Source organism: Acinetobacter endophylla, assembly GCF_053543775.1.
Window position 1 is genome coordinate 1 of record NZ_JBLVOM010000012.1, and the last position, 12,192, is coordinate 12,192.

At 43.5% G+C, this 12,192-nt stretch carries 16 protein-coding genes and 1 pseudogene; 10 read left to right on the forward strand and 7 right to left on the reverse strand.

Annotation, left to right across the window (positions count from 1 at the left end; genetic code table 11):
• Together ACNPNW_RS02185 and ACNPNW_RS02190 are read left to right on the forward strand one after the other, a co-directional pair.
• A partial coding sequence (locus ACNPNW_RS02185) for an IS1 family transposase (RefSeq protein WP_141192740.1) occupies positions 1-277 on the forward strand: 277 nt, incomplete at its 5' end.
• Between the two features lie 28 nt (positions 278-305).
• Positions 306-866, forward strand: a pseudogene (locus ACNPNW_RS02190) (acetyl-CoA C-acyltransferase); the annotation flags it as partial.
• Positions 867-1,726: 860 nt separating this feature from the next.
• Here the strand turns inward: ACNPNW_RS02190 and ACNPNW_RS02195 are convergent.
• From ACNPNW_RS02195 to ACNPNW_RS02205, 3 genes are all read right to left on the reverse strand, one after another.
• On the reverse strand, positions 1,727-2,269 hold the full coding sequence (locus tag ACNPNW_RS02195) for a YkgB family protein (protein WP_228711785.1): 543 nt from the start codon (positions 2,267-2,269) through the stop codon (positions 1,727-1,729).
• A 110-nt stretch (positions 2,270-2,379) separates the two neighbouring features.
• Positions 2,380-2,934 (reverse strand): carboxymuconolactone decarboxylase family protein, encoded by a 555-nt coding sequence (locus tag ACNPNW_RS02200; protein ID WP_032056444.1) that lies wholly within the window; start codon positions 2,932-2,934, stop codon positions 2,380-2,382.
• Between the two features lie 58 nt (positions 2,935-2,992).
• Positions 2,993-3,154, reverse strand: a complete 162-nt coding sequence (locus ACNPNW_RS02205; protein WP_223213851.1) for a peptide-methionine (S)-S-oxide reductase — start codon at positions 3,152-3,154, stop codon at positions 2,993-2,995.
• A gap of 554 nt (positions 3,155-3,708) precedes the next feature.
• Between ACNPNW_RS02205 and ACNPNW_RS02210 the strand changes: the two genes are divergently transcribed.
• Positions 3,709-4,983: a hypothetical protein gene (locus ACNPNW_RS02210; RefSeq protein ID WP_005006246.1), complete on the forward strand. Its 1,275-nt coding sequence runs from the start codon at positions 3,709-3,711 to the stop codon at positions 4,981-4,983.
• Positions 4,984-5,027: 44 nt separating this feature from the next.
• Here the strand turns inward: ACNPNW_RS02210 and ACNPNW_RS02215 are convergent, their stop codons facing one another.
• Complete coding sequence (locus tag ACNPNW_RS02215; protein ID WP_005006248.1) at positions 5,028-5,963, reverse strand: AraC family transcriptional regulator; 936 nt, start codon at positions 5,961-5,963, stop codon at positions 5,028-5,030.
• Between the two features lie 122 nt (positions 5,964-6,085).
• On the opposite strand from ACNPNW_RS02215, the gene msrA reads away from it, so the two are divergent.
• The 7 genes from msrA to ACNPNW_RS02250 are packed head-to-tail and all read left to right on the forward strand — an operon-like array spanning position 6,086 to position 9,913.
• Positions 6,086-6,574 (forward strand): peptide-methionine (S)-S-oxide reductase MsrA, encoded by a 489-nt coding sequence (gene msrA / locus ACNPNW_RS02220; protein ID WP_047472235.1) that lies wholly within the window; start codon positions 6,086-6,088, stop codon positions 6,572-6,574.
• A 3-nt stretch (positions 6,575-6,577) separates the two neighbouring features.
• Positions 6,578-6,838, forward strand: coding sequence for a glutaredoxin (locus ACNPNW_RS02225; protein WP_005403706.1), 261 nt, complete (start codon positions 6,578-6,580; stop codon positions 6,836-6,838).
• A gap of 31 nt (positions 6,839-6,869) precedes the next feature.
• Positions 6,870-7,310, forward strand: a complete 441-nt coding sequence (msrB, locus tag ACNPNW_RS02230) for a peptide-methionine (R)-S-oxide reductase MsrB (protein WP_047472233.1) — start codon at positions 6,870-6,872, stop codon at positions 7,308-7,310.
• A gap of 55 nt (positions 7,311-7,365) precedes the next feature.
• Positions 7,366-7,611, forward strand: a complete 246-nt coding sequence (locus tag ACNPNW_RS02235) for a glutaredoxin family protein (protein ID WP_032056445.1) — start codon at positions 7,366-7,368, stop codon at positions 7,609-7,611.
• A 50-nt stretch (positions 7,612-7,661) separates the two neighbouring features.
• Positions 7,662-7,970 (forward strand): antibiotic biosynthesis monooxygenase family protein, encoded by a 309-nt coding sequence (locus ACNPNW_RS02240; RefSeq protein ID WP_002122973.1) that lies wholly within the window; start codon positions 7,662-7,664, stop codon positions 7,968-7,970.
• Positions 7,967-9,241: an acetyl-CoA C-acetyltransferase gene (locus ACNPNW_RS02245; protein ID WP_000857678.1), complete on the forward strand. Its 1,275-nt coding sequence runs from the start codon at positions 7,967-7,969 to the stop codon at positions 9,239-9,241. Before ACNPNW_RS02240 ends, ACNPNW_RS02245 begins: the two co-directional genes overlap by 4 nt.
• 9 nt (positions 9,242-9,250) lie before the next feature.
• Positions 9,251-9,913 (forward strand): peptide-methionine (S)-S-oxide reductase MsrA, encoded by a 663-nt coding sequence (locus ACNPNW_RS02250; RefSeq protein WP_032056447.1) that lies wholly within the window; start codon positions 9,251-9,253, stop codon positions 9,911-9,913.
• 187 nt (positions 9,914-10,100) lie between these two features.
• Here ACNPNW_RS02250 and ACNPNW_RS02255 read toward each other — a convergent pair whose 3' ends face one another.
• From ACNPNW_RS02255 to ACNPNW_RS02265, 3 genes are all read right to left on the reverse strand, one after another.
• Positions 10,101-11,072: a sensor domain-containing diguanylate cyclase gene (locus tag ACNPNW_RS02255; protein WP_005028453.1), complete on the reverse strand. Its 972-nt coding sequence runs from the start codon at positions 11,070-11,072 to the stop codon at positions 10,101-10,103.
• A gap of 369 nt (positions 11,073-11,441) precedes the next feature.
• Positions 11,442-11,843 (reverse strand): RidA family protein, encoded by a 402-nt coding sequence (locus ACNPNW_RS02260; RefSeq protein WP_005028450.1) that lies wholly within the window; start codon positions 11,841-11,843, stop codon positions 11,442-11,444.
• Between the two features lie 112 nt (positions 11,844-11,955).
• Positions 11,956-12,192, reverse strand: a 237-nt coding sequence (locus ACNPNW_RS02265) for an IS1 family transposase (protein ID WP_448766453.1), incomplete at its 5' end; no start/stop codon positions are given.

Below are 12,192 nucleotides of genomic sequence, written 5' to 3' on the forward strand. Positions count from 1 at the left end.
AGCTACAGTCCAAAGGTTGAAGACAAAGCTTAAACAATTAGGTATTCACTACACCCGAATTGCAAGTGATCATTGGGACAGTTTCATCACTGCTTTTAAAAACTGCAAGCAAAGTATTGGTAAGTTGTTTACTGTAGGAATTGAAGGTAATAATTGCAAAATAAGGCATCGAATAAGGCGTGGTTTTAGAAGAAGTTGCAATTTCTCCAAAAAGCTTGAAAACCATTTTAAAGCCTTCGACTTAACCTTCTTTTACATCAATAATGGCTTCATTTAATGTCAGCATACTTTTTAAAACACCACCCAAAATCCTATGCGACATCGATGAAGTGATTCGTCCAGATGCAAACCTTGAAGCATTCAAAGGTTTACGTCCTGTATTTGACCCGAAAGGCGGTACAGTCACTGCGGCAACGTCTTCTGCGCTGTCTGACGGTGCTTCTGCAATGTTGTTGATGTCTGCTGAACGCGCTCAATCACTTGGTTTAAAACCACGTGCTGTGATTCGCTCTATGGCGGTTGCAGGCTGTGACGCTGCAATCATGGGTTATGGTCCTGTACCTGCAACTCAAAAAGCGCTTAAACGTGCTGGCTTAAGCATGGCGGATATCCAAACCATCGAGTTAAACGAAGCATTTGCTGCTCAAGGCTTATCAGCCATGAAAGGTCTAGGCGTTTATGACAAGCAAGACATCATTAACTTGAATGGTGGCGCGATTGCATTGGGTCACCCATTGGGTTGTTCTGGTGCACGTATTACAACCACGTTGTTGAACGTAATGGAACAACAAGATACACAAATCGGTCTTGCGACCATGTGTATTGGTTTAGGTCAAGGTATCGCGACGATTATCGAACGTGTTTAATTAACACTAAGATAAAATAAAAATCCCCCTTGTTGGAGTATATAGTAAAAACAGTGTCTATTCGCGTGTGAGTGAGTGACAGGGCTTTACATATAACGTCAGCGGCTTTAATTTCAAACGTACATACTGTGTATAATGGTATGTACGTTTTTTATTTGCGCCGAGTCCTTCGGCGGTAACCATTCATCCATGAATTTTTGTTCAGTGTTTAATTGCACCTTGTGAGTGCGACTTGTTCCAACAAGTCGGGAGAGATAGGAGTTACGTCATTGGTTTAGCAGGACGGGGATAGTTATTTGCGGCAAGTACAGAGTTGTCGCCGCATCCATGCGGCTTTGACAGTTCAGTTGTTCACTCATTGATTCACCTTCTTGATTAATTGCACTTAATTTACCACCACATTGCAACCGCTCCTTACCACGTGTTGCAAATTAATCGCACCACAACTTTCACGGAAAGTACCACTTCGTCGGATCTCGGCTTTGTGCCAAAAGCTGAAATTCACTGAGATTCGACAAAATCGGCGCTTTTCACTGAAAGCGGACATTTCTGACAATCACGGAACTGAGACTCTCGAAAATTTCGAGATATCAACGCATTGCCATAAAGTAAAAAATGAGTGCATTATTCATTTCGGGTTTCAAGAACGCACCGTTTTTCAGACTATATCGATGTGGCCAAAAATAGTTGACCACTACAGTTTTTGAATACTGTATTTTGCCTTTTTAAGACCAATGAAGTGATATTATTTAGTAAGGCACGTACTTGAAGCACTTATAAAAGGTGTTTTAAATGATAAAAATAAAGGGTTTCTAATGTGTTTAGGAACCCTCTAACTTAATAGTTGTTTCGGGTTCGGCTTATTTGGTTTTGTGCTCCAGTGCTGTAAGTGATGTACCTACGATAAATATAGACACGACAAACAAGCCTAAATCTTTTAGCAAAAACTGGCCAGGAACCACAGAGATCGCAGGAAACCCAAGAGATGCCTCAAAAACACCGGGTGTAGTCAGCATGAACGACAATGTCGTAAAAAAGAGTCCGGTTGAAAGTACACCGCCCAAGATTGCGAGCTTAGGGGAGAAAACTCGTGCAGCGATTAACAGGCCAACTGAAATTTCAAGCACACCCAGAAAATTTGAGAATCCTTGAATGCTGAGGAAGCTATACATCCACGAAAGCAGAGGGCTATTACTAACAAAACCATGTATACCGTTTGCTTCGTAGCTAGTGAATTTCATGCCACCAAACCACAAATATATTATCGTCATGGCAACGTAGATGCCACCTATACCAAACTTAGTGATTTTTGCACCGAGATTATTACTAAGGGTATTGGTAGTCTGGACACCATTTTCAATTTCGGGAATAGTCATCTTATATCTCCAATTATTTTTAGCCATGTGGACTCACTCTATGTAGCCCACTAAAATGATATGACTCTTGAGAAAAACTATATGTTTACTCGAGTCGAACCTAACTTAGGTAATTGCTGTAGTTGAGCACCAATGGATTAGACATCAATGCCTAGTGGTTGAACGGCCGGGAAGTCGACCTCGGTCTGTGTCACTTCGTTAACGTAGTTAGTGAAAGTGTTCAGGGCAACAGCCAACAGAATATCCACTACATGTGCATCACTGTAGCCAGCGTTCAGCACCGCTTGGACCTGGTCATTGCTGACTTGCCCGCGCTGGCGGACTACGGCGGCAGCAAAACGCACGGCTGCGTCGGCCTTAGGGTCATTTGATGCACCGCTGCGGTTGGCAGTGAGTTCAGCATCATCAAGCTTGGCCACCTTACGGCCTAGGAAGGAATGGGCAGCAAGGCAATAATCGCAGCCGTTGATCTCAGCGACGGCTAGGGCAATACGCTCAAGAGTCGCTGTACCCAAGCCGCCCTGTGCTGATGCTGCGCTCAATTGCAGGTAGCCAGACAGCGCAGCAGGGCTGTTGGCAACGACGCGGAACATGTTAGGAACGCGGCCCAGTTGTTTTTCCACAGCCTTGAGTGAGGTATGGGTAGCAGTAGGCGCGGCGTCGATTGTGGTAGGGGTGTTCAAACGTGACATAAATTTCTCCTAGTGATTTGAAAGACAGCACGCTGTATTGGCGTGGAATAAATTGTATTTAAGAAGGTTCTGCTTGATAATCCGTTGCTATCAGACAGCTCATCTTCACGTCTTGCGCAGTCGCCATTTCAGTGCCACTACACATCTTCGTTGACGTTACGCCGTCCTGATTTCTAAGGAGGTCTTCGAGACTCCAAAAACACCCTCCAGCAACGATCACATAATTTATGTTTCATAAAGCCTCGTTGGTTTTTATCTATTTACTGATGTACCTGACTTTACAGCGTGTAAAACAGGTATAACATGTTCAGTAGTTCGTATAATGTGACTTATTAGACAGTTTACGTAGGGGGTATGTATGGATGCAGACTTTGGATATCAGATTTAAAGAGTTGTGAAATTAAGGGTTCACGAAAAAAATGAATGTCTGCAAATATAGGGCAAATTAGATTGTCTATGTCCATATAAATTTCAATGCTTTACATTTTTAAATGTTCAATTGCGTTACTCAGATTCAACTTTTGGTGGCAGATTTATCTTAAACATCAGCCCAGCAATTCGCACGGTAGTACTTTGTTGACTATCCCCTGACAAAGTAACAATTTCTTGCCACAATCAGACTTGAGCACTTTACTTCGCGCCTATGTGCACTGCTTAACGCATCAAGGCTTCTGATGTTCTGATTGACACCAATTACTTCGTTTCCTGCTTGATACTTTGAGATCAACAGGATTGAATAAAGTAAAAGGGGCTATTTAAATATTGAGGGAACAAGTGGCAATAGATTTGAGCATAGAAATCGCACTGCTGTTAGAGCGCTGGCAGGGCATTGTAAACATGATGGCTCAAGTCGCGGAAGTGCCTTGCGTGCTGATTAATCGATTAGATAAAAACGAAATTTGTGTTCAGGCAGTTGGCAGTGTGTCGAAACCAGCTTTTTATTGCGATGAACCTATTCCATTGGCACTAAACAGTTATTGTTCCCAAGTCATTGCCAGTCACCAGCCATTGCTAGTTGAAAATGCAATCGGTACCCGATACGAGAACAATAACCCGACATTTGCCGCAGGCTTTAGTTATTACTACGGGCTGCCTTTGCTTTGGCCTAGCGGAGAAACTTTCGGTACTTTGTGTATGTTGGACCGGGCAAGCGCAGACCGGGCATCACAACACTGTTCCTTACTCACACTCTTTAAGCAGGCTATTGAATATGATTTGCAATTGCTGCAGCAACAACAAGAGCAGCTCAAGCGTGAGCAACAAGCAGACTTAAAATTTATCCAACTTTTCAATGAGATATCCAATAGGATAAAACCGGTAGCGACTAATAAGTTACTTCAATCCGAGTTATTTGTACTGTTGACTAGCCAGTACCAATATTGGCATCAGGAGCTTGAGCTACAGCTTAATCAAACTGTCTTAGCTCATGAAAACTCCATTCATATCGCGGCACTGGTTCGAATTTGGTCAAATTTGTTGGCAATTGCCCATGAAACAGAATGGTTGAGAGCTACAGCTGTCGCTGAACCTTATAGCTGTGAGGCTGAAGCGTCACTGGTTGATGCAACGCCATTATTAGAACAAGCAGTCTATAAAACAGCGTTGACGCTTGGTACTGAACTCGTTTTGAGGAGTCATTTGCCTAACCCACTGTTACTCAGTGGGAGACCTGAGTTATGGTCGCTGATAGGGCTGGCTATCACCAGCTTTTTAGTCATTGGCGCCAGCGGCACCAGTAAAACGGTATTTGTCAGTAGCCGAATAAAAGGTAAACATAGAGTTTTGGAATGGTCCCTCCATGTAAAAGGCCAGACGATGCCACTGCATTTTACCCGTGATAATCAAGCGCTTTATGGTTTTGCTTCCGTATGTGCCGAGCTCGCTGGTGCTGTGTTGGAATCTGGTGAGCAGCAATTAACTGAGAGTATTCATCAACAGAGTAGTTATCTGAACTCGAATCGTGATCACGTCGACGACATTGAAAGCAGGAATGCTTCAAGAACTCGGTTTATCTGCTTATGGATACCGGTGGTGGGAGACGATTTATAAACTCTCAGCGATGAAAGTCGAAGTTGTGTCTTAGATTATCATTTTTACGCCATTTTAGAATTTTCCTTTCTATAAGCACTAGGAGTTACGCCAATTTTTTTCTTAAATAATTTTTGAAAGTGTTCATGTGCCGGATACCCAATGGCTTCACTCACTTCAGGAACAGATTTACCGGTTTCTTTAAGCAGCTGCTTCGCTTTTTCAAGCCGACAATAGGTTAAATAATCAAGAGGTGTCATGCCAGACAGTTTCTTAAACTTAACGCTGTAGTTCGTACGCGACATTCCAGCAATCTCAGCGAGATCGTCAAGACCCCATTTTTTATCGAGACTATGATGGATAGCTTCCAAGGATTTGCTGAGTTGCGGATTTTCGATCAATTTGAAAAATCCTACATTTTTGTTGGATTTGTACATGTGAATTCTTAACGCTTGCACGAAGATAATTTCGGTCAGCTTCCTGACTAGCGTGTTGCTTCCAGGAAGCCCTGATTTTGCTTCCTGCTCTATAATACTTAAAAGCATGGTAAGCCAAGGCGAGTGGGAGTTCTCAGTACTCTTGATATGCACGACGTTTGGCAGCGAATTTAAGAATGGATGATCGGGTCCGCCATCAAAACAAAAATGTCCGCAAACGACGTTTGCTTTGAGCTTGCTCTGATCACCATATTCCAGAACTTGAGTTTCAGTGAGGTTGGCCTTGGATCTAAATTCGACCGCGGGCTCGGCCTTGATTTTTGGTGCACTGGTCATGGTGTGCTCCATCCCTTTGAATAAAATCAAAATATCGCCTTGCTCCGCCAAAGCCTTAAGTTTAAGTTTTGGCACCTCGTACCAAAACTCGCCATGGGTCACGATGTGAAATCTCGCTAGATTCTCTTCCTGCGGGAGACTGATGCCCCAGTCTCCTGCAAATGATGTTCTATACCAGTAGCTACTAGTAAGCTCTACCTTATCTAAAATCTCACTGAGAACATCCATACTTAGCTCCTACGCAAACTGTCTAATAAGTCACATTATACGAACTACTGGGCATGTTATATCTATTATACATGCTGTAAAGTCAGTTTAATCAGTAAATAGATAAAAACCAAGGAGGCTTTATGAAACTAAATTATGTGATCGTTGCCGGAGGGTGTTTTTGGGGTCTTGAAGACCTCCTTAGGAATCTGGACGGCGTGACGTCAACAAAGGTGGGCTACTCTGGCGGAGATTTTGATGATCCTACCTACGCCGATATTAAAACAGGGAAAACGGGTCACGCCGAAGCTGTTCGCGTGGAATACGACCCAGACGAAATATCTCTCGAAGAGATTCTACATTACTTTTTCAAGATCCATGATCCAACTACGAAGAATCGCCAAGGGAATGATGTTGGATCTTCGTATCGCTCTGCTGCGTTCTATCGTGACGATGCCCAGAAAGCGATTATCGAAAACGTGATTGAGGAGGTCAATGAGATCGGTCGCTTCGAGAATGAAGTAGTTACGACCGTCGCCTTGGAAAAAGAATTCTACGACGCTGAGGCATATCATCAAAACTATTTGCAGAGGAATCCCAGCGGATACTCTTGCCATTTTGAAAGAGACTAAATCATGAACCAAATGAACGAGGAAAAAATGAAAGCACTTAAGAATGTTGTTATTTATACGAAAGACCATTGTCCATTTTGCGCACGCGTGAAGAATTACCTAACTGCTGAAAAGGTCGATTTCAAACAAATTCGCGTAGACGACGATCCGAAGACTTACCTGGAGTTGAAGGAAAGAACAAATCTCCAAACTGTACCGCAAGTTTTTGTGGATGGAGAATTCATTGGTAGTGCTACAGACTTCTTCTCGTGGATTGATAGCTAAAGAGTGAACCCTAAAATAAAGGAGCAAATATATGTTCAATTGGAAAAGCATTTACAACTACCTGGATAACGGCACTCCCGCGCCTCCCAAAAAAGTAGAAAAGAGCGAGGAAGAGTGGAAAGAAATTCTGACGCCAGCGCAATTTCGGGTCATGCGGATGAAAGGCACCGAACGCGCGCACACCGGAGAACTCTGTTCATTTTATGAAGCTGGAAGGTACGCCTGTGTGGGCTGCGACACCGAACTCTTTGACTCGAACCTAAAGTTCGATTCGGGAACGGGATGGCCGAGTTTTTCTGAGCCTGTCGCCGACAACGTAATTCAATATGAACTGGATACGACGTACGGGCGCAGAATCGAAGTGTTATGCAATGTGTGCGAAGCCCATCTGGGGCACGTTTTTCCAGATGGCCCTGAGCCGTCAGGGGTCCGATTCTGCATTAACTCTGAGTCATTGAAGTTTGTAGAATAATTTTTAAATTGAGGAGTTTTATGAAAGTGAACCTTTTGGAAAAAGAAGCCGTTGTGTGTTGATCAAGCTGTTCGGTCATAAAGACTGCCATAAAACCAAGATTTACCAGTCGTACTTGAAAGAAAAAGGAATCGAGTTTGATTTTTTAGATGTTCACGAAGACGACGCGGCAGCTGATGAACTGCGATCCCTTTATACTACTGGAAAGTTAAATTTCCCGACAATACTGGTTGGGACAAAGAAGCTGAGAAACCCCAAGTTCAAGGACCTTGACAAGTGGTTGGAAGCTTCGATAAATTAACGAGATCTTTTTTTTGAGGATTGTAATTAGCTTAGTAAGGAGTCAGATCAATGATTATAGCAGTTTTCCGCAGTCGTGTTGCCAAGGAGCACGGTGGGGAGTTTGAAAGAAGATACGCCGAGATGTCCGCGCTTGTCGAAGCCATTCCTGGTTACGGAAGCCATGAGCGGTTTTCTTCTCCTAACGGTGAAGATGTTCTAATTGTCGAGTTCCTTACCAGAGAAGCTTTCGATGCTTGGGATAAGCATCCCGAACACAAAAAAGCCAAGATGCTTGGCAAAGACTACATTTTTGAATCGTACGACGTGAAGGTCGGAGAAGTTTTTGAACGGCACACAAAGCCGGAGGTGAAATTATGAAAACGAGAAACGTTTATATCGTAGGTGGAGCTCGGATTCCATTTATGAAATCTATGACCGCATATCGAGACGTCTCAAGTGAAGAACTAATGACGGCGAGCCTAAAGAGTTTAGTTGATAGATATAACTTGGAAGGAAAAACTGTGGGCGATGTAGCCTTAGGAGCTGTCATGCACAGCTCGGCTAACTGGAATTTGGCTCGTGAAGTCGTTCAATCCTCCGGTTTGCATCCAAACACTCCGGCATATAACGTGCAACGTGCTTGCGGAACGAGCTTGGAAAATACGATTCAGATTGCTCACAAAATTTCTAGCCACCAAATTGAAAGTGGCATTGCGGGCGGTGTTGATAGCAACAGCGATTTGCCCATTATGGTTAGTCGAACTTTCGCAAGAAAATTGATTGCGTTGAATTCTGCCAGAACGCTTGGTGAGAAAGTAAAAATCATTTTAGGAATTAAACCTAGCGATCTAAAGCCAGTGTTGCCCGCAGTGGTTGAGCCACGCACCGGAAAATCAATGGGTGAGCATTGCGAACTCATGGTTAAAGAGTGGAATATTTCTCGCCAAGAGCAAGATGAGTTAGCGCTGGCAAGTCACAGAAATGCAGCTCAAGCATATAAAGATGGGTTTTATGATGATCTCGTCTTTCCATTCCAAGGAAATAAGACCGATGGAATTTTGCGTGCTGATACAACTTTGGAAAAATTGTCGAAGTTAAAACCTGTTTTTGATAAATCAGAAAAAGGGACTTTGACGGCGGGAAATTCAAGCTCGCTCACAGATGGCTCATCCACCGTTCTTTTGGCTTCCGAAGAAGAGGCTAAAAAGAATAATTGGCCGCTGTTGGCCAAGATTGTGGATTCTCATACTTCTGCCGTGGATTACGTCGCTGGCGAAGGTTTGCTCATGGCTCCAACTGTGGCGGTCAGTGAATTATTGAAGCGAAACGGCTTAAAGCTTCAGGATTTTGATTTTTACGAAATTCACGAGGCGTTCGCTGGACAAGTGCTCTGCACGATGAAGGCGTGGGAGTCTGCTGAATACTGCAAAACACGTTTGGGACGATCAGAGCCTCTCGGAAAAATTGACCGCTCGAAGCTAAATGTCCGTGGAAGTAGCATTGCCCTTGGGCATCCGTTTGCGGCTACTGGCGCTAAGATCGTCGGAGTTTTAGCAAAGATACTGCACTCAGCTGGTCCTGGAAAACGTGGCCTTATCGTCGTTTGCACGGCGGGAGGAATGGGAGTGGCTACAATTCTTGAAAGTTAGGAGAAAAATATGTCGGATCTAAAAATGAATAAAGAAGACGGTGTTGAAAGCTATGAATTTGCAACCCCTGAAGCTATCGAAGAAGCATTGAAAACCGGAAAACTTAGTCAAACGGTTTTTGGCACGGGCTGCTTTTGGGGACCGGATTCAAATTTTGGAGGGACGCCGGGAGTAGTGCAAACACGTGTTGGCTACGCTGGAGCATCAACTCTGGATCCGAGTTACCGCAACATCAAGGGACACGCCGAAGTCGTCAGAGTGATCTACGATAAAGACCAAATTAGCTATAGAGAACTTCTTGGAGGTTTTGAGTCATGGTTTGTTCATGTCAGAAAGCAGGGTCAGTATCGCCAGATACTTTTTGTCTTTGATCAGGAGCAAAAACAAGTCACTGAAGAACTGATCCAAGCGATTGGAAAGGATAAGTCTCCCGAGGTGATTGAAGCCGGACAACAAAATGGTTATTTTTGGCCAGCCGAAGATTACCATCAAAAGCATCGTCTTCGCAGAAACAAACAGCTTGTAAGTCTTGCTGAAGTAGATTTCGGTCCTCGCTGGGATGAACATCTGTATTTTACTAAATTGAATAGTACCGACAGAAAAGGCTTCAGTCTTTCAAACTGGTTAAAAAAGTTGTCTCCGCAAATGCAGAAAGCTTACCGAATCGGCTAATCTGAAATTGTGCTGGCTAAAGCACTCTATTTTCGCTACGCAATCAATGTGCCGGCCAACTTTAAATAGAGTCCCACAGTGTACAAAGAAGCTGTGCAAGTGGCATTTTACCGATGTATTTAAACGGACTAATTATTGCCCATATGAGACCAGCTTATCTACCAGTTGTTAGGTGATCCCCCTCAAATTAACAGAACACACTGGTTTGATTGCGGCCTTGGGCTTTAGCTTTGTATAACATCTGATCGGCGGCTTCGAGCAACTGCTTTTTGTCGTTAAATAAATCAGCGCTGGCCAAACCGATGCTGACCGTTAATTGTCGTAATGGCCATTCATGGTTAGCCACTACCAGCCTTAATTTTTCCAGTGTTTTATTGGCCGACACGATGTCTGTGCCTGGCAAGATCAGCACAAACTCTTCACCACCATAACGGGCGAAAAAGTCATAGTTCCTGCTGTTGCGCTGAAACAGACCTGCTACTAGGCTCAGTGCCTGATCACCTTCGGCATGTCCATAGCTGTCGTTAAAACTTTTAAAGTGATCAATATCAATCAGCGCCAACACAAATGACTGGCCTGTTCTTTGCCTGCGAGCAAATTCAGCTTCAAACCTGAGGTCAAATGCTCGTCTGTTGTTTACCCCTGTCAATGCATCTGTCATGCTGGTTTTGTGTAGTTGTTCGCCGACTTTTTTCAGTTCAAGTATGGCGATCACTTGCCTGGACAGAGCCTGTAAAGAGCTTATCTGCCGCTGATTCAGCTGCTTAGGCACATGATCATAGACACAAATTGTACCTATCACTACACCTTCGGGATCAATCAGCGGCGAGCCAGCATAAAATCGGAAGCCAGGCTCAGTAACCACCATCGCATTAGTACTGAATCTGGGATCTAAAGTCGCGTCAGGGACCACCATTACCGCATCAGGTGTTTCCATGGCATACACGCAAAAGGACTCTTTAATTAATACAGAGGTACCTGAAATACCAACTTTGGCAATTAAATTCAGCTTTGTGTCATCGATTCGCGTCACTATAGCCACCGGCACATCGCAGATATAACGCGCCAGTTCAGTGATATCCCGCAGGTTCTGATCTGCTTCAGCAGGATCTTTTAGTGTGGTTTCTGCAATAGCTGTTGGAGCTAAACTAATGGTCATATGCTTCTCCGTTTTTCTGCTGCATTTTTCAAAGATCCTGCATGGAAAAATGAATTAAGCCGTTGATTTAACTCTAGCATAGATCTGTCAGACTTGAAGTTATCCCTGTAGCATTGGTGTTGTTTTGTACAATAGTTACCTGCTTGATTTGAGTTTTAGCTGTGTTTATAAGCTTTTGGCTTTTCCTGTCCTTGCTGATACTGTTAATTGAATTGCTTTGGCCTCCTTCGTTTGTTCTATGACTCCATGGCAGGTTTCGGTCCGGAGGCTTTGAATGTTATTGTTGACTAAGCTTTATCAACCTGGCTATCTAAAGCTAATGCTGCTGATCACTAAACGGTCAACCGATAAAGTAGCTTTATAGTCACCTTATGGAATGATGGCTGTGACCCGTATTTCGATACGCATCTCCGGCAGCCCTAAAGACTCAACTCCCAACTGTGTCCATATTGGAGCCCGGTGAGGCATATAATGGCGATACAGGCTGGTCATTGTCTTGTTCACTATTGGGGGGAAACCGCCAACATGATAGGAGTTAACATGAACAACCTGTTCCCAGCTGGCGCCTGCAGTCGCAAGAGTGCGCTCCACGTTAATAAATGCCTGGGCGATCTCTTCCTCAAGAGAGTTTGGTATCTTTAAATCATCATTCCAGCCACCCTGACCAGATGTTTCGACACAATTGCCAATTTTTAGTGCCTGAGAATAATGCAATGCGTTCAGCAAAGTTTCTCCGTAGCCAGGGGTGATGAAAAGTAACGGTTTTTCCATGGTATTTCTCCGAATGGTAATTTTTCAATTATTTTCTTATCAAAGTGTGAAGCATCTTTTGTAAGCTTTTTCTGGAACAAAAAGTGGTGGTGTTTTAAAAAGTATGCTGACATTAAATGAAGCCATTATTGATGTAAAAGAAGGTTAAGTCGAAGGCTTTAAAATGGTTTTCAAGCTTTTTGGAGAAATTGCAACTTCTTCTAAAACCACGCCTTATTCGATGCCTTATTTTGCAATTATTACCTTCAATTCCTACAGTAAACAACTTACCAATACTTTGCTTGCAGTTTTTAAAAGCAGTGATGAAACTGTCCCAATGATCACTTGCAATTCGGGTGTAGTGAATACC

Bases quoted from the DNA above. Each gene is read 5' to 3' on its own strand.
- ACNPNW_RS02195 (WP_228711785.1), bottom strand. From the start codon at position 2,269: ATGGCTAAAAATAATTGGAGATATAAGATGACTATTCCCGAAATTGAA.
- ACNPNW_RS02200 (WP_032056444.1), bottom strand. From the start codon at position 2,934: ATGTCACGTTTGAACACCCCTACCACAATCGACGCCGCGCCTACTGCT.
- ACNPNW_RS02215 (WP_005006248.1), bottom strand. From the start codon at position 5,963: ATGGATGTTCTCAGTGAGATTTTAGATAAGGTAGAGCTTACTAGTAGC.
- msrA (WP_047472235.1), top strand. From the start codon at position 6,086: ATGAAACTAAATTATGTGATCGTTGCCGGAGGGTGTTTTTGGGGTCTT.
- ACNPNW_RS02225 (WP_005403706.1), top strand. From the start codon at position 6,578: ATGAACCAAATGAACGAGGAAAAAATGAAAGCACTTAAGAATGTTGTT.
- msrB (WP_047472233.1), top strand. From the start codon at position 6,870: ATGTTCAATTGGAAAAGCATTTACAACTACCTGGATAACGGCACTCCC.
- ACNPNW_RS02240 (WP_002122973.1), top strand. From the start codon at position 7,662: ATGATTATAGCAGTTTTCCGCAGTCGTGTTGCCAAGGAGCACGGTGGG.
- ACNPNW_RS02245 (WP_000857678.1), top strand. From the start codon at position 7,967: ATGAAAACGAGAAACGTTTATATCGTAGGTGGAGCTCGGATTCCATTT.
- ACNPNW_RS02250 (WP_032056447.1), top strand. From the start codon at position 9,251: ATGTCGGATCTAAAAATGAATAAAGAAGACGGTGTTGAAAGCTATGAA.
- ACNPNW_RS02255 (WP_005028453.1), bottom strand. From the start codon at position 11,072: ATGACCATTAGTTTAGCTCCAACAGCTATTGCAGAAACCACACTAAAA.
- ACNPNW_RS02260 (WP_005028450.1), bottom strand. From the start codon at position 11,843: ATGGAAAAACCGTTACTTTTCATCACCCCTGGCTACGGAGAAACTTTG.